Source organism: Pseudomonas sp. Pseusp18, from assembly GCF_059506005.1.
Genome location: NZ_CP169240.1, coordinates 6,333,385 through 6,355,409 on the forward strand (window position 1 = coordinate 6,333,385; position 22,025 = coordinate 6,355,409).

At 59.5% G+C, this 22,025-nt stretch carries 19 protein-coding genes; 9 read left to right on the forward strand and 10 right to left on the reverse strand.

The window, feature by feature from the left end; genetic code table 11:
* Window positions 1-7: 7 nt before the first annotated feature.
* Both ACEN9A_RS28645 and glpT read left to right on the forward strand, forming a co-directional pair.
* Window positions 8-985, forward strand: a complete 978-nt coding sequence (locus ACEN9A_RS28645) for an NADPH:quinone oxidoreductase family protein (RefSeq protein WP_019580532.1) — start codon at window positions 8-10, stop codon at window positions 983-985.
* A 203-nt stretch (window positions 986-1,188) separates the two neighbouring features.
* The gene (gene glpT, locus ACEN9A_RS28650) at window positions 1,189-2,538 is read left to right on the forward strand and encodes a glycerol-3-phosphate transporter (RefSeq protein ID WP_253417678.1); all 1,350 of its coding nucleotides are present in this window, start codon (window positions 1,189-1,191) and stop codon (window positions 2,536-2,538) included.
* Here the strand turns inward: glpT and ACEN9A_RS28655 are convergent.
* Window positions 2,514-3,182 (reverse strand): gamma-glutamylcyclotransferase, encoded by a 669-nt coding sequence (locus ACEN9A_RS28655; protein WP_258671567.1) that lies wholly within the window; start codon window positions 3,180-3,182, stop codon window positions 2,514-2,516. The two genes, glpT and ACEN9A_RS28655, sit on opposite strands and share 25 nt — an antisense overlap.
* A gap of 385 nt (window positions 3,183-3,567) precedes the next feature.
* On the opposite strand from ACEN9A_RS28655, the gene ACEN9A_RS28660 reads away from it, so the two are divergent.
* On the forward strand, window positions 3,568-4,011 hold the full coding sequence (locus tag ACEN9A_RS28660) for a sn-glycerol-3-phosphate transporter (RefSeq protein ID WP_258674230.1): 444 nt from the start codon (window positions 3,568-3,570) through the stop codon (window positions 4,009-4,011).
* Between the two features lie 14 nt (window positions 4,012-4,025).
* On the opposite strand, the gene ACEN9A_RS28665 is transcribed toward ACEN9A_RS28660, so the two are convergent.
* The 6 genes from ACEN9A_RS28665 to ACEN9A_RS28690 all read right to left on the reverse strand — a co-directional run bounded on the left by ACEN9A_RS28665 (window position 4,026) and on the right by ACEN9A_RS28690 (window position 11,494).
* Window positions 4,026-4,994 (reverse strand): CDP-6-deoxy-delta-3,4-glucoseen reductase, encoded by a 969-nt coding sequence (locus ACEN9A_RS28665; protein WP_258671570.1) that lies wholly within the window; start codon window positions 4,992-4,994, stop codon window positions 4,026-4,028.
* Complete coding sequence (gene ubiD / locus ACEN9A_RS28670) at window positions 4,994-6,460, reverse strand: 4-hydroxy-3-polyprenylbenzoate decarboxylase (protein ID WP_018927571.1); 1,467 nt, start codon at window positions 6,458-6,460, stop codon at window positions 4,994-4,996. Before ubiD ends, ACEN9A_RS28665 begins: the two co-directional genes overlap by 1 nt.
* A gap of 81 nt (window positions 6,461-6,541) precedes the next feature.
* Window positions 6,542-8,497, reverse strand: coding sequence for an acyltransferase family protein (locus tag ACEN9A_RS28675; RefSeq protein ID WP_258671572.1), 1,956 nt, complete (start codon window positions 8,495-8,497; stop codon window positions 6,542-6,544).
* Window positions 8,498-8,829: 332 nt separating this feature from the next.
* Window positions 8,830-10,089 (reverse strand): transcription termination factor Rho, encoded by a 1,260-nt coding sequence (gene rho / locus ACEN9A_RS28680; protein WP_007899384.1) that lies wholly within the window; start codon window positions 10,087-10,089, stop codon window positions 8,830-8,832.
* A 247-nt stretch (window positions 10,090-10,336) separates the two neighbouring features.
* The gene (gene trxA / locus ACEN9A_RS28685) at window positions 10,337-10,666 is read right to left on the reverse strand and encodes a thioredoxin TrxA (protein WP_003206727.1); all 330 of its coding nucleotides are present in this window, start codon (window positions 10,664-10,666) and stop codon (window positions 10,337-10,339) included.
* Between the two features lie 120 nt (window positions 10,667-10,786).
* Complete coding sequence (locus tag ACEN9A_RS28690) at window positions 10,787-11,494, reverse strand: FadR/GntR family transcriptional regulator (RefSeq protein WP_258671574.1); 708 nt, start codon at window positions 11,492-11,494, stop codon at window positions 10,787-10,789.
* 257 nt (window positions 11,495-11,751) lie between these two features.
* On the opposite strand from ACEN9A_RS28690, the gene ACEN9A_RS28695 reads away from it, so the two are divergent.
* The 5 genes from ACEN9A_RS28695 (at window position 11,752) to ppx (ending at window position 16,360) form a co-directional block, all read left to right on the forward strand.
* A complete protein-coding gene (locus ACEN9A_RS28695) occupies window positions 11,752-12,537 on the forward strand; it encodes a transporter substrate-binding domain-containing protein (RefSeq protein WP_019650143.1) in 786 nt (261 codons plus the stop codon).
* Window positions 12,538-12,559: 22 nt separating this feature from the next.
* The gene (locus ACEN9A_RS28700; RefSeq protein ID WP_019580523.1) at window positions 12,560-13,240 is read left to right on the forward strand and encodes an amino acid ABC transporter permease; all 681 of its coding nucleotides are present in this window, start codon (window positions 12,560-12,562) and stop codon (window positions 13,238-13,240) included.
* Complete coding sequence (locus ACEN9A_RS28705) at window positions 13,237-13,887, forward strand: amino acid ABC transporter permease (RefSeq protein WP_007899375.1); 651 nt, start codon at window positions 13,237-13,239, stop codon at window positions 13,885-13,887. The genes ACEN9A_RS28700 and ACEN9A_RS28705 overlap by 4 nt, the downstream gene beginning before the upstream one ends.
* The gene (locus tag ACEN9A_RS28710) at window positions 13,874-14,611 is read left to right on the forward strand and encodes an amino acid ABC transporter ATP-binding protein (protein ID WP_258671576.1); all 738 of its coding nucleotides are present in this window, start codon (window positions 13,874-13,876) and stop codon (window positions 14,609-14,611) included. The genes ACEN9A_RS28705 and ACEN9A_RS28710 overlap by 14 nt, the downstream gene beginning before the upstream one ends.
* A 246-nt stretch (window positions 14,612-14,857) precedes the next feature.
* Window positions 14,858-16,360: an exopolyphosphatase gene (gene ppx, locus ACEN9A_RS28715; RefSeq protein ID WP_019650140.1), complete on the forward strand. Its 1,503-nt coding sequence runs from the start codon at window positions 14,858-14,860 to the stop codon at window positions 16,358-16,360.
* 179 nt (window positions 16,361-16,539) lie between these two features.
* On the opposite strand, the gene ppk1 is transcribed toward ppx, so the two are convergent.
* Complete coding sequence (gene ppk1 / locus ACEN9A_RS28720) at window positions 16,540-18,762, reverse strand: polyphosphate kinase 1 (protein ID WP_007940338.1); 2,223 nt, start codon at window positions 18,760-18,762, stop codon at window positions 16,540-16,542.
* An 18-nt stretch (window positions 18,763-18,780) separates the two neighbouring features.
* A complete protein-coding gene (gene hemB / locus ACEN9A_RS28725) occupies window positions 18,781-19,794 on the reverse strand; it encodes a porphobilinogen synthase (protein WP_018927563.1) in 1,014 nt (337 codons plus the stop codon).
* 366 nt (window positions 19,795-20,160) lie between these two features.
* On the opposite strand from hemB, the gene ACEN9A_RS28730 reads away from it, so the two are divergent.
* A complete protein-coding gene (locus ACEN9A_RS28730; RefSeq protein ID WP_018927562.1) occupies window positions 20,161-20,793 on the forward strand; it encodes a DedA family protein in 633 nt (210 codons plus the stop codon).
* Here ACEN9A_RS28730 and ACEN9A_RS28735 read toward each other — a convergent pair.
* Entirely contained in the window at window positions 20,774-22,009 is a 1,236-nt protein-coding gene (locus ACEN9A_RS28735; protein ID WP_258671578.1) for a sterol desaturase family protein, read from the reverse strand. The genes ACEN9A_RS28730 and ACEN9A_RS28735 overlap by 20 nt on opposite strands.
* Between the last annotated feature and the right edge of the window lie 16 nt (window positions 22,010-22,025).

The window sequence follows — 22,025 nt, forward strand, 5'->3', positions numbered from 1 at the left end:
AGCCCTGATGAAAGCCGTGCTGTGCAAAGCCTTCGGCCCCGCCGAATCGCTGGTGCTGGAAGACGTCGCCAGCCCCGCCCCGAAGAAGAACGAAATCCTGCTGGACGTGCACGCGGCCGGGGTGAATTTCCCGGACACGCTGATCATCGAGGGCAAATACCAGTTCAAGCCGCCCTTCCCGTTTTCACCGGGTGGCGAAGCGGCTGGCGTGGTCAGCGCTGTGGGGGAAAAGGTCAGCCACCTCAAGGTCGGTGACCGGGTCATGGCCCTGACTGGCTGGGGCAGTTTCGCCGAGCAGGTCGCGGTGCCGGGCTACAACGTGCTGCCGATCCCGCCATCGATGGACTTCAACACCGCCGCCGCTTTCAGCATGACCTACGGCACCTCGATGCACGCCCTCAAGCAACGGGGCAACCTGCAACCCGGCGAAACCTTGCTGGTGCTCGGCGCGTCCGGCGGCGTCGGCCTCGCCGCCGTGGAAATCGGCAAAGCCATGGGCGCCCGAGTGATCGCCGCCGCCAGCAGTGCGGAAAAACTCGCGGTGGCCAAAGCCGCCGGCGCCGATGAGCTGATCAACTACAGCGAAACCAGCCTCAAGGACGAAATCAAACGCCTGACCGACGGCCAGGGCGCCGACGTGATCTACGACCCGGTGGGTGGCGACCTGTTCGACCAGGCCATCCGCGCCATCGCCTGGAACGGTCGTCTTCTGGTGGTCGGTTTCGCCAGTGGACGCATCCCCGAGCTGCCAGTGAACCTGGCACTGCTCAAAGGTGCCGCAGTGGTCGGCGTGTTCTGGGGCTCGTTTGCCCAGCGCCAGCCACAGGACAATGCGGCGAACTTCCAACAGTTGTTCCACTGGTTCGCCGAAGGCAAATTGAAGCCACTGGTGTCGCAGGTGTATCCACTGAGCAATGCGGCGCAGGCGATCAATGATCTTGGCCAGCGCAAGGCGGTCGGGAAGGTGGTCGTGCAGGTTCGCTGATCGTTTTCCAGCCAGGTCGCAACCTGCGACCTGGCTCCGTCATCCCCGTACCGACTCTCATTTATACCTGAGCGACATGTTCATAAAGGAACATGCAATCTCCAACATTTCCGCTGTTTTGCCGATGCGAACCGGTGCTATTTTCGGTAACGAAACTGTAACATTCGCATCCGCAGTCAAAACAAGAAATCTGGAGCTCTTGAATGTTTGCTTTCTTTCGTCCTGCCGCACATCAGGCTCCATTGCCTGAAGAAAAAATAGACAGCACCTACCGACGCCTTCGCTGGCAGATCTTCGCCGGGATTTTCATTGGCTATGCCGGTTACTACCTGCTGCGCAAGAACTTCACCCTGGCGTTCCCGGACCTGATCGCCCAAGGCTATACAAAAGGCCAACTGGGTGTGGCGATGTCGGCGATTGCAATCGCCTACGGCCTGTCCAAGTTTCTGATGGGCATCGTGTCCGACCGCTCCAACCCGCGTTACTTCCTGCCCTTTGGCCTGGTGGTGTCCGCCGCGGTGATGTTCGTTTTCGGTTTCGCACCTTGGGCCACGTCCAGCGTGACCATGATGTTCATCCTGCTGTTCATCAACGGCTGGGCACAAGGCATGGGGTGGCCGCCGAGCGGGCGAACCATGGTGCATTGGTGGTCGCAGAAAGAGCGTGGCAGTGTGGTTTCGGTCTGGAACACCGCGCATAACGTTGGCGGTGGCTTGATCGGCCCGCTGGCGATTCTCGGCATGGGCTGGTTCAACGACTGGCACAGCAAGTTCTACGTACCGGCTGCCGTGGCGCTGTTGGTCGCCGTGTTTGCCTTCATTGTGATGCGCGATACACCGCAGTCGACGGGCCTGCCGCCGATCGAAAAGTACAAGAACGATTACCCGGAAGGCTACGACGCCAGTCACGAAGAGGAATTCAGCGCCAAGGACATCTTCGTCAAATACGTGCTGCGCAACAAAATGCTCTGGTTCATCGCACTGGCTAACGTTTTCGTCTACCTGCTGCGCTACGGCATTCTGGACTGGGCGCCGACCTACCTCAAAGAGGTCAAGCACTTCGACTTCGACAAGACCTCGTGGGCTTACTTCCTGTACGAGTGGGCGGGCATTCCCGGCACCTTGCTGTGCGGCTGGATGTCGGACAAGATCTTCCGTGGCAACCGTGGCCTGACCGGCATGGTCTTCATGGCGTTGGTGACCGTTGCGACGATCGTGTATTGGCTGAATCCACCGGGCAATCCGATGATCGACATGATCTCGCTGTTCGCCATCGGCTTCCTGATCTACGGCCCGGTGATGCTGGTCGGCCTGCAGGCGCTGGAACTGGTGCCGAAGAAGGCCGCGGGTACGGCCGCAGGCTTTACCGGCCTGTTCGGTTACTTGGGTGGTTCCGTCGCGGCCAGCGCCATGATGGGCTACACCGTGGACTACTTCGGCTGGGATGGCGGCTTCATTCTGTTGGTCGTTGCCTGCCTGCTGGCAATGGCGTTCCTGGCCCCTACCCTGGGCCACAAGAACGTCGCCAGTCAGAGCCGCGAAGCGCTCGCTTGATCTGCCTTTGATTTGCAGCGCTTGAGCCGCGCCTCCAGATTCCGGTCTGGCATGGCGTGGCTCCGCAGGGCGTGGGCGGTCTGCTCGACATACTCGCGAGTGGTGCCGTAACGCCCGCAAGCGCTTTCGAACACCTGGCTCAGCACATGATCCGGCAAGTTGCCGGCATAGCTGGGCAGGTGCCGCTCCAATACAAATCCCAATGCCTGAACCTGGTTTCCGTTTTCAAGACGGCAGTTGAGCCAGTGTGGACGATAGGAAGGGAATGGCATCTCGCGCTGCCAGAGTGCATAAAGTGAAGCTTCGAGTTGTTCTTCGGGCAAGCGATAGGCGAACCCGCTGCACGAACCACCGCGATCCAGGCCAAATACCAGCCCCGGCACTTCCGGCGTGCCGCGATGCTCGTGGGACCACAGGTACAAACCGCGATGATAGCCATGCACCCGGCCGCGCACTCGCTCAACCGCCACACATTCAGGCCGCCAGATCAGCGAACCATAAGCGAATAGCCAGACCGGCCCACCCTTGTGGCGCGCCATGGTCGACTGCATCGAGCTGAGCAATTGTTCGTGTGTAAGCTGCGGCCCCAGATCGAGCCGCGGAGGGTAAGCCAGATTCAAAAAAGCAGATTCGATGGCGCTCATGGCAATAAAATTTCGGTCCAGCAATTATTACAAAATATAAACAACTTTCACTTCATAGAACATATAGCAGTAATACTAAAACGAAAAGTACTAAGCGTCCTATGACCTTGCGCCCCCCATAAAAAATCCAATACTGAAGCTGGAGGGCTTGGCGTTATACCCTAATATCATTTAACAGAATTCTTAAATACCAGAACGAAATATACATAAGCATTCGGCGCGTCTAGGATAAAGCTCACTTAGGAGAAAATGCCTACAAACCCTTCGGATTTACCGCCTACCCATTGCAGCTTTACGTCGCGTATAACGGCCACCCAAAGACGCAAACCAAACTGCCTCAAAGGCCTGAATAATGAAAACACCATGGATTTACGGGTTACTTCTAATGCTCACGGCGCAGCACTCGCTGGCCGAGGACACCTCTGCGAAAGACACCGGCTCCTGGTATTTTCAGGCCAGCGTCTATACCAGACACTTCTCCCCCGACTCCGACCACAATAACAATCAGGACCTCATCGGTCTTGAGCGCGAGCAAGCGTCCGGTTGGTTGTTTGGTGGAGCAACTTTTCGCAACTCGTTCAGCCAGCGTTCATATTATGCGTATGCGGGCAAACGCTACGAGAGTGCTGACTATCCCGTGTACATAAAACTCACCGGTGGTCTGTTGCAAGGTTACAGCGGCAAGTCTCAGGACAAGATCCCTCTGAATCACTTCGGGGTCGCGCCGGTGATCATTCCTTCAGTCGGGGCACACTACGGACCATTGGCAGCCGAGCTGGTATTGCTCGGCTTCAATGCCGCCATGGTGACAACCGGGGTGCGCTTCTAGAACGGTTCACGCACCTACGATCGCGGGGCGTAAGCAAATACATCGGCACGCATTTGATGGGCATCCATCCCCGCTTCGACCAAAGCATCGAGCGTGCCATAGACCATGGCTGGAGAGCCGCTGGCATAGACGTGCAGTGCTTTCAGATCAGGGAAATCTTCACACACCGCCTCATGCAACATGCCGCAGCGCCCCTGCCAGCCGCATTGATCGCTGACGACTTTATGCAGGAACAGATTGGGCAGCTTCAGCCATTCATCCCAATGTTCGATCTCATAAAAGTCTTCGGGACGACGTACGCCCCAATACAGGTGCACCGGATGCTTGAAGCCCGTGGCGCGACAGTGTTCGATCAGGCTGTGGATCTGGCCCATGCCGGTACCGGCAGCAATCAATACGAGAGGACCGTTCGGCAGTTCCGCCAGATGGGTGTCGCCGAACGGCATCTCGATCCGCACCATCGGGCTGCGCTGGAGCTGTTCGATCAGGCTCAGCGCGCTGCTTTCGCGCGCCAGCACATGAATTTCCAGGTCGCGGCCGGAATGCGGTGCAGAGGCCAGGGAAAAAGCGGATTTCTCGCCACTCTCACGCTCGATCATCAGGTACTGGCCGGCGTGATAGCGCGGTGGCTTGCCCGCTGGCGCACGCAGACGCACGCGCCAGGTATCGCCGCCGACGTCCCTGCATTCAATGACCTGACACGACACGCTGCGCACCGGCAGTTCTCCCAGCGCGAGCACGCCATCCCACAGCACGATGCAGTCTTCCAGCGGCTCTGCTATGCAAGTGTAGAACTCGCCATGATCGCGCACACCGCCGGCTTGTTCGACTCGTCCTTCCACCAGCAACGCCGCGCACACATGGCAATTGCCGTTGCGGCAGCTTTGCGGGCATTCATAGCCCAGGCGCCGCGCGCCATCGAGAATCCGCTCGCCGGGCAGAATCTCAAGCACTGCTCCGGAGGGCTGCAAGGTTACACGCATCAATCTATTCCTAACTGATTCCAGATGGCATCGATCCGTTGGGTAACGGCTTCATCCTTGACGATGACCCGGCCCCACTCACGGGTGGTTTCGCCTGGCCATTTATGCGTGGCATCGAGCCCCATCTTCGAACCCAGGCCGGAGACCGGCGAGGCGAAGTCCAGGTAGTCGATCGGCGTGTTATCGATCATCACCGTGTCGCGCTTGGGGTCCATGCGCGTGGTAATGGCCCAGATCACGTCGTTCCAGTCCCGTGCGTTGATATCGTCGTCGGTGACGATAACGAACTTGGTGTACATGAACTGTCGCAAAAACGACCAGACACCGAGCATTACCCGCTTGGCGTGGCCGGGATACGACTTCTTCATGGTCACGATGGCCATGCGGTACGAGCAGCCTTCGGGCGGCAAGTAGAAATCAGTGATCTCCGGGAATTGCTTCTGCAGGATCGGCACGAACACTTCGTTCAGCGCCACACCGAGAATCGCCGGCTCATCCGGCGGACGGCCGGTGTAGGTGCTGTGGTAGATCGGCTTGATCCGATGGGTGATGCGCTCGACGGTGAACACCGGGAAGCTGTCGACTTCGTTGTAGTAGCCGGTGTGGTCGCCGTACGGACCTTCATCGGCCATTTCGCCCGGATGGATCACGCCTTCGAGGATGATTTCGGCCGTGGCCGGTACTTGCAGGTCGTTGCCGCGGCATTTCACCAGTTCAGTGCGATTGCCCCGCAGCAGACCGGCGAAAGCGTATTCGGAGAGGCTGTCCGGCACCGGCGTCACGGCGCCAAGAATGGTGGCCGGGTCAGCGCCCAGTGCCACGGATACCGGGAACGGCTGGCCGGGGTGTTTTTCGCACCACTCGCGGTAATCCAGCGCGCCGCCACGGTGGCTCAACCAGCGCATGATCACCTTGTTGCGACCGATCACCTGTTGACGGTAGATGCCGAGGTTCTGGCGATCCTTGTTCGGACCTTTGGTGACAGTCAGGCCCCAAGTGATCAGCGGGCCGACATCGCCTGGCCAGCAGGTTTGCACCGGCAGCATCGCGAGGTCGACATCGTCGCCTTCGATGACCACTTCCTGGCACACTGCGTCTTTGACAACCTTCGGCGCCATCGAGATGATCTTGCGAAAGATCGGCAGCTTGGACCAGGCGTCCTTCAAACCTTTCGGCGGCTCGGGCTCCTTGAGGAACGCCAGTAACTTGCCGATTTCGCGCAACTCGCTGACCGATTCGGCCCCCATGCCCATGGCCACCCGCTCGGGGGTGCCGAACAGGTTGCCGAGCACCGGAATGTCATAGCCGACAGGTTTTTCGAACAGCAGCGCCGGGCCCTTGGCCCGTAGCGTGCGATCGCAGACTTCGGTCATCTCCAGCACTGGAGAGACGGGGATCTGGATGCGTTTCAACTCTCCGCGCTGCTCAAGCTGCTGCACGAAATCCCGAAGATCCTTGAATTTCATTTGACGATGGCACCCCTAAAATAGGCGTACATCCTACCTGCTCTGCCGCCCAAACAGCAGCCTGTCAGTGCGCAGCAGCAATCAATTGTGATTTGCACCCAGCAGCACCGGGGCAAACAACGGGCTCAAGCGGGCACTGCCGGCGTCCGAAAGATGATCCTCGTCCTTGTACTGCGAATGACCATTGACCTCGATACTGCAAATCTGGCCCACACACATCAATGGCGTGGGATCGATGACATGCACACCTGGGTCGGCGGCACTCATCGAGTCGAACAAGGTATTGAGAAAACGCTGGCGCGCCAGATGCTCTTCGAGCGGTCGGCCCAGTCCCTCGGCCGATCGCCCGATGCGGGCCAGGCTCGTCAGTCGGTCAATGGAGCCCTTGCGTTGCAGCGGTACTTCCTTGAACAACCAGACTTGCGCGCCCGCGCCTCTTATCGCCGCCACCCGTGCCTTGAGCGCCATGGCCATGCGTTCCTCGGCCTGAGCCATATTGTCATACTGATTAAGCAGGACCTTTTTATCGCCGTCTTCGCGACCGTAAATGTACAGGTTCCAATTGGATGCCAGCACCACATCCTTGATCTGCAGACTGCGAACCCGCTCCATTGTCTGCTCGTTGAAATCCTTGCAACGCTGGCGCAGGTCATTGCTCAGAACCGGCGGACAGGCACTCATGCTGTAAAGCCATACCGGGCGACCCTCGCGCTTTGCGCTACTTTCGATCGCCGGTAACAGCGCGGCCGCGTGACTGTCGCCCCAGAACATTTGTGTCGCCGGAATCTCTTCGTTACCACCCACCAGACACGCCTTGTCCAGTTCTTTGTCCGAAGTCACCAACATGCATTTCATCTGCCCGGCCCGCCACTCTCGAGACTGCGCATATTCCAGCGCTTTGCCGGTAAGGCGCCCAGGAAAACCATCCGCCGATCGCACCATCGAACCTGTGACAGCCAGCGCGACCATGGCCAGCAAGCCCCCCAGTAACACAGGCTTGCGTCCGGCAAGCAGGCGCCGCTCACGGAATGGAAGTTCGACGAAACGCCAGCTCAACCAAGCAAGCCCGAGCGCCAATAGCATCCAGCCCGTAGCCTCCAAGGGCTGAATGCCGTCGATCGAAGTGGCATTGGCGTAGACATAGACCGGCCAGTGCCACAAATACAAGGAATAGGAGAGCAAGCCGATCCATACCAGCGCGCGAGCACTTAAAACCTGACCGCTCCATGTAGAACCGTGCCCGCCAGACCAGATCAGCGCGGTTGCACCGAGCACAGGCAGCAGTGCCGCCCAGCCTGGGAACACCGTCGCCTTGTCAAAAGTGAAAACTGCCACCAGGACCGCCGTTAACCCGGCCACTCCCACAGACTGATAGAGCCAGGGCCGCACAGCCTGTTTTGAGGCGGGCAAGACCGCGAGCATGGCACCGCACAAAAGCTCCCAGGCGCGTGTCGGCAGCGAGAAGAAAGCGACGTCGGGCTTGCGGTCGATATAGGCAATATTGAGCCCAAAAGACACCAGCAGCATGGCAAACAGCATCCAGCGCCAATGGCGTACATGGCGCATCAACAACACCATCAACAGCGGAAAGAAGATGTAGTACTGCTCTTCAACGGCCAGGGACCAGGTATGCAGCAGCGGCTTCAATTCCGACGCAGGCTGGAAGTAGCCGTCTTCGCGCATGAACAGAATGTTTGAAATGAACAGCGACTGATAACGAACCGTTCTTCCCAACTCGGAGAAGTCCCTGGCCGTCAGCAGCAACCAGCCCAGAGCCAGCGTCGCCAGCAGCACCACACTCAGGGCCGGAATGATCCGTCGTGCACGGCGGGCCCAGAAATCGACGAAGCTGAAACGCTGCGCGTCGATCTCACGGAACAGGATGCTGGTAATCAGGAATCCGGAAATGACAAAGAAGACATCGACACCGACAAAGCCACCGCTGAAAGTGCTGAAGCCAAAATGAAACAGCACGACCGGAATAACGGCCAGAGCCCGCAATCCGTCGATATCACGGCGATTGCCAAATGTGTGCATAACGTTCCTTGTCGTTCCCGATACAAAGCTGATTGAAAAGGGACTCACCGGTAGCGCGACTGCGGAGATTCGACGGAGATCAACTTCTGGAAAGATCTGTCAAAACACTTGACTCAATCGCCAGCCAGATTGAATACAGGGGCAATTGATCTGCTGTTAGCGGGCGGCGGCACCCATTGAATGGGCTCCAGTTTACAGCACGACAAGTATCAATCCAGATACAAAATACCGAGCGCAAAAAAAAGAGCGCCCTTTTGGGGGCGCCCTTCTTTGAAGCATTTGTCCCGTCCTGGACAGGCTTAACCAACTCCAGGACCAGACAGTACTTCGTGTTACTTGCGTTTCATCGACAGGAAGAACTCGTCGTTGGTCTTGGTCTGTTTCAGCTTGTCGACCAGGAACTCGATGGCAGAGACTTCATCCATCGGGTGCAGCAGTTTGCGCAGGATCCACATACGCTGCAGTTCGTCGTCGGCTGTCAGCAACTCTTCGCGGCGAGTACCGGAGCGGTTGATGTTGATGGCCGGGAACACACGTTTTTCGGCGATCTTGCGATCCAGAGGCAGTTCCATGTTGCCGGTGCCTTTGAATTCTTCGTAGATCACTTCGTCCATCTTCGAACCGGTCTCAACCAGCGCGGTAGCGATGATGGTCAGCGAGCCGCCTTCTTCGATGTTCCGTGCAGCACCGAAGAAACGTTTCGGTTTCTCCAGGGCGTGGGCATCGACACCACCGGTCAGCACCTTGCCGGAGCTCGGGATCACGGTGTTGTAGGCACGCGCCAGACGGGTGATGGAGTCGAGCAGAATCACCACGTCCTTCTTGTGCTCGACCAGGCGCTTGGCCTTCTCGATCACCATTTCGGCAACCTGCACGTGGCGGGTTGGCGGCTCGTCGAACGTCGAGGCAACCACTTCGCCGCGCACGGTGCGCTGCATTTCGGTCACTTCTTCCGGACGCTCGTCGATCAACAGCACGATCAGGTGAACTTCAGGATTGTTACGCGCGATGTTTGCCGCGATGTTCTGCAGCATGATCGTTTTACCGGCTTTCGGCGGAGCAACGATCAGGCCGCGCTGGCCTTTGCCGATCGGGGCGCACAGGTCGATGACACGACCGGTCAAGTCTTCGGTGGAACCGTTACCGGCTTCCATCTTCATGCGCACAGTCGGGAACAGCGGGGTCAGGTTCTCGAAGAGAATCTTGTTTTTCGCGTTCTCGGGACGATCGTAGTTGATCGTGTCGACCTTGAGCAGCGCGAAATACCGCTCGCCTTCCTTCGGAGGACGGATCTTGCCAACGATGGTGTCACCGGTGCGCAAGTTGAAGCGACGGATCTGGCTCGGCGAGACGTAGATATCGTCCGGGCCGGCGAGATAGGAAGCGTCAGCGGAGCGCAGGAAGCCGAAGCCGTCCTGGAGAATCTCCAGCACGCCATCACCGGAGATTTCCTCGCCGCTTTTAGCGTGCTTTTTGAGCAGGGAGAAAATCACGTCCTGCTTGCGCGAACGGGCCATATTTTCTATGCCCATCTGTTCGGCCAATTCGAGCAGTTCGGTAATCGGCTTTTGCTTGAGTTCAGTCAGATTCATATAGGAATGACGTAATCATTTATGGAGGGGGGAAATTAAGCTTTTGGCTTAATGAGGCCGCGCCGCAGAGAAGGCGACAGGATCGCGTACTTATTCGAAAAGGAGTGCGTCGGCGACGGCTAGCAGGGGGCAGTGGAGAAACCAGTGCGGGGCCGAATGTACCACCTGAGTTTCGGAGCGTCTAGCCCTCAATAACGAAAAGGCCCCGCATAATGCGGGGCCTTTTCATGACGCTTTATAACAACGCTTAGATGTTGGCGTCGAGGAAAGCGGCCAATTGCGACTTCGACAGCGCGCCGACCTTGGTGGCTTCGACGTTGCCGTTCTTGAACAGCATCAGCGTCGGGATACCACGCACGCCATGCTTGGCCGGGGTTTCCTGGTTCTCGTCGATGTTCAGTTTGGCAACGGTCAGCTTGCCTTTGTAGGTCTCGGCAATTTCGTCCAGGACAGGAGCGATCATTTTGCAAGGGCCGCACCACTCAGCCCAGTAGTCGACCAGTACAGCGCCTTCGGCCTTGAGTACGTCGGCCTCGAAGCTAGCGTCGCTAACGTGTTTGATAAGATCGCTGCTCATGGAAGTCTCCAGGTTGTAAGCAAAAAAACGTGGCCCATCATAGCTGCCCTTCCCCCGTTCAGGAAGCCGCAGATGATTGAGTCTCGCTATGGTGGCCCATGAATTTGGGTATAGCTCAAGTCACGAGGTGGCGGGAGCGACGAAGGCAATCCCGGTGCGCAGGGCGGCGTTGCGCACGTGCTCCTGCATGGCCTTCTGTGCGGCGCCGGACGATCGGCGCGCCAGTGCACGGAGGATTTTACGGTGTTCCTGCCAGGTTTCCATGGCCCGTTCGGCCCGGATGAACGGTAGCTTCTGGCTCTCCAGAAAGATGTCGGCGCTAGCTGTCAGGATGCTCAGCATCGCCTGATTGCCGCTGGCCAGGAGGATGCGCCGGTGAAACTCGAAGTCCAGTCGCGCCGCCGCATCGAAGTTGGCGGCACGCAGCTCGTTGCGCATGGCGGCGACGTTGTCTTCCAGGGCATCGAGATCGTCGGTGCTCAGGGTCACGGCCGCCAAGCCCGAGGCAAAACCCTCCAGCGCATAGCGCAACTGGAAGATGTCCAGCGGCGATGCCTGGGCCGCGAATGGCCAGCCCGGCACCGCATCGCCCCGGGGCAGATCGACCGGTGACTGCACGAACACGCCCTTGCCCGGCTGGATGCTGATCACGCCCAGCGCACTCAGGGACGACAACGCCTCGCGCAACGATGCCCGGCTGACCCCCAACTGCACCGCTAGGTCCCGTTGCGAGGGCAAGGCATCACCCGCCCCGAAACCTTGCTCGGTGATCAGTTTGCGGATGGCTTGCAGCGCCACTTCAGGTACTGCGCGGGAGATCGAGTTCATGGTTTCTTCAGACGAACCAGGCCAATGAGCGGCTAGTTGTAAAGCTATTCGCGACGTCCGGCAAGTCGTGCCCCATGGGGGTTCGGGAGTTTTCACGATTGCGCCATCAAGGTGCGAAATGCCACCCAACTGTTCAGACCAGTAAGACCGAGAAACACCAGCAAAACCGTGGCCTGCAACCCCTGAAACCGAATCTTGGCATGGCCCGTGCTCTGTCGATCCGCAGAAATCACTTCCCGCCGATCCGGAGATTTGCCATGACCATGCGTTACAGCGCCCTCCTCGCCGCCCTGTTTGCCAGCCTGATGCTGAGCCAGGCACCCGCCCACGCCGACGGTCTGGAGGATGTAGTCAAACGCGGCACCCTCAAAGTCGCCGTGCCCCAGGACTTCCCGCCGTTCGGTTCGGTCGGCCCGGACATGAAACCTCGCGGCCTCGACATCGATACCGCCAAACTGCTGGCCGACCAACTCAAGGTCAAACTCGAACTGACCCCGGTCAACAGCACCAACCGCATCCCGTTCCTGACCACCGGCAAGGTCGACCTGGTGATATCCAGCCTCGGCAAGAACCCTGAACGTGAGAAAGTCATCGATTTCTCCCGCGCCTACGCGCCGTTCTACCTCGCCGTATTCGGTCCGCCAGACGCCGCCATCAAGGGTCTGGACGATCTCAAGGGCAAAACCATCAGCGTCACCCGTGGCGCCATCGAAGACATTGAGCTGACCAAAGTCGCCCCCGAAGGCGTGACTATCAAACGCTTCGAAGACAACAACTCGACCATCGCCGCCTACCTTGCCGGGCAAGTCGACCTGATCGCCAGCGGCAACGTGGTGATGGTGGCCATCAGCGAGAAAAGCCCGAAACGCGTACCAGCCCTGAAAGTGAAGCTCAAGGACTCGCCGGTGTACGTCGGCGTGAACAAGAACGAGCCGGCGTTGCTGGACAAGGTCAATCAGATCCTCACCACCGCCAAGGCTGACGGTGCGCTGGAGAAGAACTCGCAAACCTGGCTGAAAGAACCGCTGCCGGCCGATCTCTGATCGTTCGCTCGGGAGACGACTTATGGCTTATCAGTTCGATTTCTTGCCGGTGGTGGAAAACACCGACCTGCTGCTGCGCGGTGCGTTGTTCACCCTTGAGCTGACGGCCGTTGGCGCAGTGTTCGGGGTCGCTCTGGGCATCATCGGCGCACTAGTGCGGGCGTGGAACATCCGCCCGTTCGCCGGCATTTTCGGGGTCTACGTCGAGTTGATCCGCAACACACCCTTTCTGGTGCAGTTGTTTTTCATCTTCTTCGGTTTGCCGTCGCTGGGCCTGCAGATTTCCGAATGGCAAGCGGCGGTGCTGGCGATGGTGATCAACCTGGGCGCCTATTCGACCGAGATCATCCGCGCCGGCATTCAAGCGATCCCCCGCGGACAACTGGAAGCCGCAGCCGCCCTCGCGATGTCGCGTTTCGAAGCCTTCCGCCACGTGGTTCTGCTGCCGGCACTGGGCAAAGTCTGGCCGGCCCTGAGCAGCCAGATCATCATCGTCATGCTCGGCTCGGCGGTCTGTTCGCAGATCGCCACCGAAGAGCTGAGTTTCGCCGCCAACTTCATTCAGTCGCGCAACTTTCGCGCCTTTGAAACCTATGCCCTGACCACGCTGCTCTACCTGTGCATGGCGCTGCTGATCCGCCAATTGCTGAACTGGATCGGCCGCCGCTACCTGTCCAAAAGCAGTGCAAGGAGCAGCCAATGAGCGATTTCACCTTCTGGGACATCCTGCGCAACCTGCTCACAGGCCTGCAATGGACGCTGGCGTTGTCGCTGGTGGCGTTTATCGGCGGTGGGCTGATCGGTTTGCTGATCATGGTGATGCGGATTTCAAAGAAATCCCTGCCCAGCCACTTCGCCCGCACCTACATCGAATTGTTCCAGGGCACGCCGCTATTGATGCAGCTGTTTCTGGTGTTCTTCGGTGTGGCCTTGGCCGGTGTGGAAATTTCACCGTGGATGGCGGCGGCGATTGCCTTGACGCTGTTCACCAGCGCCTACCTGGCGGAGATATGGCGCGGTTGCGTCGACTCGATCCCCAACGGCCAGTGGGAAGCCTCGTCGAGCCTGGCGCTCAACCCGCTGGAGCAATTGCGCTACGTGATTCTGCCACAAGCGCTGCGCATCGCCGTGGCGCCGACCGTGGGCTTCTCGGTGCAAGTGGTCAAGGGCACCGCCGTCACCTCGATCATCGGCTTTACCGAACTGACCAAGACCGGCGGCATGCTCGCCAACGCGACCTTCGAACCGTTCATGGTCTACGGCCTCGTCGCCCTCGGTTACTTCCTGCTCTGCTACCCCTTGTCCCTCAGTGCGCGCTACCTGGAAAGGAGACTGCATGCCTCTGCTTAAAATTTCCGCCCTGCATAAATATTACGGCGACCACCATGTACTCAAAGGCATCGATCTGAGTATCGAGGAAGGCCAGGTGGTGGCGATCATCGGTCGCAGCGGCTCGGGCAAATCCACCTTGCTGCGCACCCTCAATGGTCTGGAATCTATCAACGACGGCGTGATCGAAGTCGACGGCGAATACCTCGACGCCGCCCGCGCCGACCTGCGCAGCCTGCGGCAGAAAGTCGGGATGGTGTTCCAGCAGTTCAACCTGTTCCCGCACCTGACCGTCGGCGAAAACGTCATGCTTGCGCCACAAGTGGTGCAGAAAGTGCCGAAAGCCAAAGCCGCCGAACGGGCGCGACAGATGCTGGAACGGGTCGGGCTGGGCGAGAAATTCGACGCCTTCCCGGATCGACTCTCTGGCGGCCAGCAACAACGGGTGGCGATCGCCCGGGCGCTGGCCATGTCGCCGAAAGTCTTGCTGTGCGACGAAATCACCTCGGCCCTGGACCCGGAACTGGTCAATGAAGTGTTGAGCGTGGTCCGGCAACTGGCCAGGGAAGGCATGACATTGATCATGGTCACCCATGAGATGCGCTTTGCCCGGGAGGTGGGCGACAAATTGGTATTCATGCACCAGGGCAAGGTGCATGAGGTGGGAGATCCGAAGGTGTTGTTTGCCAACCCGCAGACGGCGGAGCTGGCGAACTTCATTGGGACCGTGGAGGCGGCGGGCTGACACCCCTGTGGTGAGGGGGCTTGCCCCCGTTGGGCTGCGCAGCAGTCGTAAAACCTGCCGACCGGCTTTTCCTGAAGCACTGCGTTGAATGGTTTTGGGGCCGCTACGCTGCCCAGCGGGAGCAAGCTCCCTCGCCACAGGAACCCACGTCGTCCGTGCGCTGGATCAAGGCATTAAACCGTACGCGTTGGCGCGAGCCTTTGATCGTGGCAGGATGTCGAGGTTAACGACCGAGACCCCCTGACCATGCCGCTATCCCAAGTCAAGAATCTGTCCCTGATCGCCGCTATCGACCTAGGCTCCAACAGCTTTCACATGGTCGTGGCCAAGGCCCAGAACGGCGAAATCCGGATTCTCGAGCGTCTCGGGGAGAAGGTTCAGCTGGCCGCCGGCATCGACGAAGAGCGTCAACTCAGCGAAGAATCCATGCAACGCGGGCTCGATTGCCTGAAGCGTTTCGCCCAACTGATCAGCGGTATGCCGCCCGGCACCGTGCGGATCGTCGGCACCAACGCCCTGCGCGAAGCCCGTAACCGCGCTGAATTCATCCACCGCGCCGAAGAAATCCTCGGCCATCCGGTAGAAGTCATCTCCGGTCGTGAAGAAGCGCGCCTGATTTACCTCGGCGTCTCCCACACCCTCGCCGATACCCCGGGCAAACGCCTGGTGGCCGACATCGGCGGCGGCAGTACCGAATTCATCATCGGGCAGAGATTCGAGCCATTGCTGCGCGAAAGCCTGCAAATGGGTTGCGTCAGCTACACCCAACGCTATTTCAAGGACGGCAAGATCACCCCGGCCCGCTACGCCCAGGCGTACACCGCGGCGCGGCTGGAGATCATGAGCATCGAACACGCCCTGCACCGCCTGACCTGGGATGAAGCCATCGGCTCCTCGGGCACCATTCGCGCCATTGGCCTGGCGCTGAAGGCCGGCGGGCATGGCACTGGCGAGGTGAACGCCGAAGGCTTGGCCTGGCTCAAGCGCAAGCTGATCAAACTCGGTGATGTCGAGAAAATCGACTTCGAAGGCATCAAGCCCGACCGCCGGGCGATCTTTCCCGCCGGGCTGGCGATTCTCGAAGCGATCTTCGACGCCCTCGAACTGCAACGCATGGACCACTGTGAAGGCGCCCTTCGCGAAGGCGTGCTCTATGACCTGCTGGGCCGTCATCATCACGAAGATGTCCGTGAGCGCACGCTCAGCTCGCTCATGGAGCGTTACCACGTCGATCTGGAGCAAGCTGCGCGGGTCGAACGCAAGGCGCTGCATGCCTTCGATCAAGTGGCCGCGGACTGGGAGCTGGATGACGGCGTCTGGCGCGAACTGCTGAGCTGGGCAGCCAAGGTCCATGAAGTGGGCCTGGACATCGCCCACTATCAGTATCACAAACACGGCTCGTACCTGATCGAGCATTCGGACCTGGCCGGGTTCTCCCGCGAAGACCAACTGATGCTCGCGCTACTGGTGCGTGGCCACCGTCGCAATATTCCCAAGGACAGGTTTGCCGATTTTGGCGACGACGGCATCAAGCTGATTCGCCTGTGCGTGCTGCTGCGCTTTGCGATTCTGTTCCACCACATCCGTGGCACCCAGGAAATGCCACAAGTCGTGCTGCACGCCAACGGCGACAGCCTGGATGTGTTATTCCCGGAACATTGGCTGGATGACAACCAGTTGACCCAGGCCGACTTCGCCCTGGAAGCAGAATGGCTGACCCGCGTCAGCTTCGTGCTGAACGTTCGCTAACCGAAAGGCTACTGAAAACCCCGTAGGAGCTGCCGCAGGCTGCGATCTTTTGATCTTTCCCACAGACCATCCGTGGGCGACAAGATCAAAAGATCGCAGCCTGCGGCAGCTCCTACAGGGGCATTCGTCAGGATTGGAAAGCCCGGGCAGCCCTTGAATGGCTACCCGGGAGGCTGGCGTTAACGCACCGCCAGAATCGGGCTGCCCAAACGCTCCAGCAAGGTGGCCTGGGCGCTGCGCGGGTTCTGGTTGCCGGTCGGGGTGTTGCGTATGTAGCGACCGTCCGACTGCAGGCTCCAGCTGTGGGTGTTGTCGGTGAGATAAAGCTCCAGCTCTTTCTTGACCCGCAAAATCAGCTTCTTGCCCTCGACCGGGAAGCAAGTCTCGACGCGCTTGTCGAGGTTGCGCTCCATCCAGTCGGCACTGGACAGGAACATCTGCTCTTCACCGCCATTGAGGAAGTAGAAGACCCGGGTGTGCTCCAGGAAACGACCGATGATCGAACGTACGTGGATGTTGTGCGATACCCCGGCGATGCCCGGTCGCAGGCAGCACATGCCGCGCACCACCAGATCGATGCGTACCCCGGACTGGCTGGCCTTGTACAACGCGCGGATGACCTTTGGATCGGTCAGCGAGTTGAACTTGGCAATGATGTGCGCCGGTTTGCCGTCGAGGGCGAATTGCGTCTCCCGGGCAATCATGTCGAGCATGCCCTTCTTCAACGTGAACGGCGCGTGCAGCAGTTTTTTCATGCGCAGGGTTTTACCCATGCCGATCAACTGGCTGAACAGTTTGCCGACGTCTTCGCACAAGGCATCGTCGGAGGTCAGCAGGCTGTAGTCGGTGTACAGACGAGCGTTGGCCGCGTGGTAGTTGCCGGTACCCAAGTGAGCGTAGCGAACAATCTCACCGGCTTCGCGACGCAGAATCAGCATCATCTTGGCGTGGGTCTTGAAGCCGACCACGCCGTAAATCACCACGGCGCCGGCCGCCTGCAGACGGCTGGCCAGCTGCAGGTTGGATTCTTCATCGAACCGCGCGCGCAATTCGATCACCGCCGTCACTTCCTTGCCGTTCCGCGCCGCATCCACCAGCGCATCGACGATCTCCGAGTTGGCGCCGCTGCGATACAACGTCTGGCGAACCGCCAACACGTGTGGATCCTTGGCCGCCTGACGCAGCAAGTCGACCACCGGGGTGAAGGATTCGAACGGGTGCAGCAGCAGGATGTCCTGCTTGCTGATCACGCTGAAAATGTTCTCGCTGTTCTGCAGCAGTTTCGGGATCTGCGGGGTGAACGGCGTGTATTGCAACTCCGGATGACTGTCCAGGCCGGTGATGCTGAACAGCCGCGTCAGGTTGACCGGACCGTTGACCTGATACAGCTCGGTCTCCTGCAGGTTGAACTGCTTGAGCAGGTAATCGGACAGGTGTTTCGGGCAGGTGTCGGCCACTTCCAGCCGCACCGCATCACCGTAGCGACGGGAGAACAACTCGCCGCGCAGGGCGCGGGCCAGGTCTTCCACGTCTTCGGTATCGACCGCGAGGTCGGCATTTCGGGTCAGACGGAACTGGTAGCAACCCTTGACCTTCATGCCCTGGAACAGGTCATCGGCGTGCGCGTGGATCATCGATGACAAGAACACGTAGTTGTCGCCAGGGCCGCCGACTTCTTCCGGCACCTTGATAACCCGCGGCAGCAGACGCGGCGCCGGGATGATCGCCAGGCCGGAATCGCGACCGAAGGCGTCGATGCCTTCGAGCTCGACGATGAAGTTCAGGCTCTTGTTCACCAGCAACGGGAACGGGTGCGTCGGGTCGAGACCGATCGGGGTGATGATCGGCGCGATCTCGTCGCGGAAATAACGGCGGACCCAAGTCTTGAGCTTGGTAGTCCAGTAACGACGACGGATGAAGCGGACCTGATGTTTTTCCAGTTCCGGCAACAGAATGTCGTTGAGAATCGCGTATTGGCGGTCGACGTGACCGTGCACCAATTCGCTGATGCGGGCCAGGGCCTGATGCGGCTGCAGGCCATCGGCGCCGGCCTGTTCACGGGCGAAGGTGATCTGCTTCTTCAGGCCGGCCACACGAATCTCGAAGAACTCGTCCAGGTTGCTGGAGAAGATCAGCAGAAACTTCAGCCGCTCCAGCAATGGGTAGGACTCATCCAGCGCCTGTTCCAGCACGCGGATGTTGAACTGCAGTTGCGAGAGCTCGCGATGGATGTACAGGCTGCTGTCATCCAGACCGGGAATGGCAATCGCTGGCGCCGCCACAACGGGCTCGGCCACCACCGCGGGTGGAGCGGGCTCCAGCTCCGGCGGAGTTTCAGCGATTTGCTCCACCACAGGTTGAGCGTCTTTTACGGCAACTTCAGTGAGTCCTTCGGTATTCATCGAATGTTCCTGGGAGGGCTATTTTTGCTCTCGTAACAATTGAGCAGCACGGACGGCAAAGTAAGTCAGGATGCCATCAGCGCCTGCACGTTTAAAAGCGGTCAGGGATTCGAGGATAACCCCTTCGCTCAACCAGCCATTCTGGATCGCCGCCATGTGCATGGCGTATTCGCCGCTGACCTGATACACAAAGGTCGGCACTTTGAACGCTTCCTTGACCCGATAAAGAATATCCAGATACGGCATGCCTGGCTTGACCATGACCATGTCTGCGCCTTCTGACAAGTCGGCCGCCACTTCGTGCAGGGCTTCGTTGCTGTTGGCCGGGTCCATCTGATAGGAGGCCTTGTTGGCCTTGCCCAGGTTCAACGCCGAACCCACCGCATCACGGAACGGGCCGTAGTAGGCACTGGCGTACTTGGCCGAGTAAGCCATGATCCGCACATTGACGTGACCCGCCAGCTCCAGCGCCTCGCGGATCGCCTGAATGCGGCCGTCCATCATGTCTGACGGAGCCACCACTTGAGCGCCGGCTTCGGCGTGGGACAAAGCCTGTTTAACCAGTGCGTCGACGGTGATGTCGTTCTCTACGTAGCCTTCTTCGTCGAGAATGCCGTCCTGACCGTGGGTGGTGAACGGGTCCAGGGCGACGTCGGTGATCACACCCAGCTCCGGGAACTGCGCACGCAGAGCGCGGGTAGCGCGCTGGGCGATGCCGTTGGGGTTCCAGGCTTCGGCGGCATCCAGTGACTTGAGCTCCGGTGGCGTCACCGGGAACAGTGCCAGCGCAGGAATCCCCAGCTCGACCCACTTGGCAGCCTCTTCCAGCAACAGATCGATGGTCAGGCGTTCGACGCCCGGCATCGACGCCACTGCTTCGCGACGGTTTTCACCGTCCAGAACGAACACCGGCAGGATCAGGTCATCGACGGTCAGTACGTTTTCACGGACCAGACGACGCGAAAAATCATCACGACGGTTGCGACGCAGGCGGGTTGCAGGAAACAAACGGTTGGCGGGGGTAAAGCTCACGGCAGACTCCTGAGCCCGCGCTGGCGGGCGAGCGTGACAGTTATAAGCGGCCATTATGACCAACGCATGACAAAAGTGTCTCGTCTTGAAGTCACTGTTCAGCCGAAGCGGCGGCTTTTGCCGGCAGGCTGCGTTGCCGCTTCTCGCCATAGCGGGCTATGACTCGGCGCGGCGCCTTGCCTGCCAACAAAATCCACTCGCTTCAGCTTGAACGTGACTCCAAGACGAGACACCTGTGCACCCCTGTGACAGGTAGCCGCATTCCATTGTCCTTGTAGGAAATGTTCACGTCGAGACACATTTGGACACTTTCATGAATGTGCACGAAGGGTTAGGCTGCGCGTTCATTTCGCCAGCACCCAGACAATGCTCCAACAATTCCTACATGACTTCGGCTACTTTGCCCTGTTCCTCGGCACGTTTTTCGAAGGCGAAACCATTCTGGTACTCGCAGGCTTCCTCGCGTTCCGCGGATACATGGACATCAACCTGGTGGTGGTCGTGGCGTTCTTCGGCAGTTATGCCGGCGATCAGCTGTGGTACTTCCTGGGGCGCAAGCACGGGCGCAAATTGCTGGCACGTAAACCGCGCTGGCAACTGATGGGCGATCGGGCGCTGGAACATATCCGCAAGCATCCGGACATCTGGGTGCTGAGCTTCCGCTTTGTCTATGGCTTGCGCACTGTGATGCCGGTGGCAATCGGTCTGTCGGGCTATCCGCCGGGACGCTATCTGCTGCTCAACGGCATTGGCGCGGCCATCTGGGCTGCGGCGCTGGCAGCGGCTGCGTATCACTTCGGCGCGGTGCTTGAAGGCATGCTGGGCAGCGTCAAGAAATACGAGCTGTGGGTGCTGGGCGCCCTGCTGGTCCTGGGCTTTGTCCTGTGGCTGCGGCGGCGCTTCAAGAATGCCCGCTTGGCGAAAAAGATCTACGCCGATGAGCAGGCATTGAAAGCCGAACAGGCCAAGTCCAGCGAACCTACGACGCCCATCGAGTGACGCGGTTTCTACAGCAGTAGAGGCCGATGCCGCTGAGCAGGCTGTAACTGAGCAGCACCACCCAGCCCACCGCGCTGGCCGGCCATAGCCCGACCATCGGTGCCAGCCACACCAGCGGCAGGTTCGACGCCAGCCGCAACAGTTCCAGCTTCAACGCCTGCGGGCGATTCTCCAGGGCTGCACCCAACACGAACAACCCCAACGCCACGGCGCCCCAACCCAACACCAGGGCTGCGGTCGGCAGGCTCTGCTCCAAGTTCATCAAGTAACTGCCCAAGGCGATGTAGACGCAGAACTGCAGCGCCACATACCACTGCTGACGTCCGTCCAGCGGCACCTCGAATTTGCGGAACTGAGCCAGGTCCGGCTTGTTCATCGGGTATTTGGCCGCCACGTCCGCCGGCCGCCAACCGGTGCGCATGAACCAGATCCGCAGCTTGTCCCACCAGCGCTCGGCGCGCCGGGCGTCATCCCACAGCTGCGTGTAAAACTGCACGTTTGCCCACACCGGATTCCAGCTCGCCAGCGGCGTGGTCACGCCGAAGATCACCGGTTCGTTGTCGTCCTCTTCCTGGAACGAGCCGAACAGACGGTCCCAAATAATGAACACCCCGCCGTAGTTGCGATCCATGTAAAGAGCGTTCTGTGCATGGTGAGCCCGATGATTGGACGGCGTGACGAAGAACCACTCGAACCAGCCAAGCTTGGGAATATGCCGGGTATGCACCCAGAACTGGTACAGCAGGTTCAACGCCGCAACGCTGACGAACACCAGCAGCGGCACGCCGAGCACGGCCAGGGGCAGGTAGAAAATCCAGCTCAACAGAAACCCGGTGCTGGTCTGGCGCAGGGCCGTGGAGAGGTTGTAGTCCTCGCTCTGGTGATGCACCGAATGCGCGGCCCAGAGGATGTTGCGCTCATGGCCCATCCGGTGCAGCCAGTAGTAGCAGAAGTCGTAGAAGACGAATGCAAACACCCAGACCCAGACACTGTCGGCCGACAGCTCGATCAAGGCCAGATGTTCCAGGGCGAAGGCATAAGTGACCAGGCCGACACCTTTGGTCAACAGGCCCGTGGTAGTCGACAATACGCCGGTGCTGAGGCTGTTGATCGCGTCTGCCACGCGGTAATTGCTCACCCCGCGCCAACGGTCGGCCAACAACTCGACCGCAATCAGCACAAAGAAAAACGGCACCGCATACAGAATGAAGTTCATGACGCGACCTGATCGG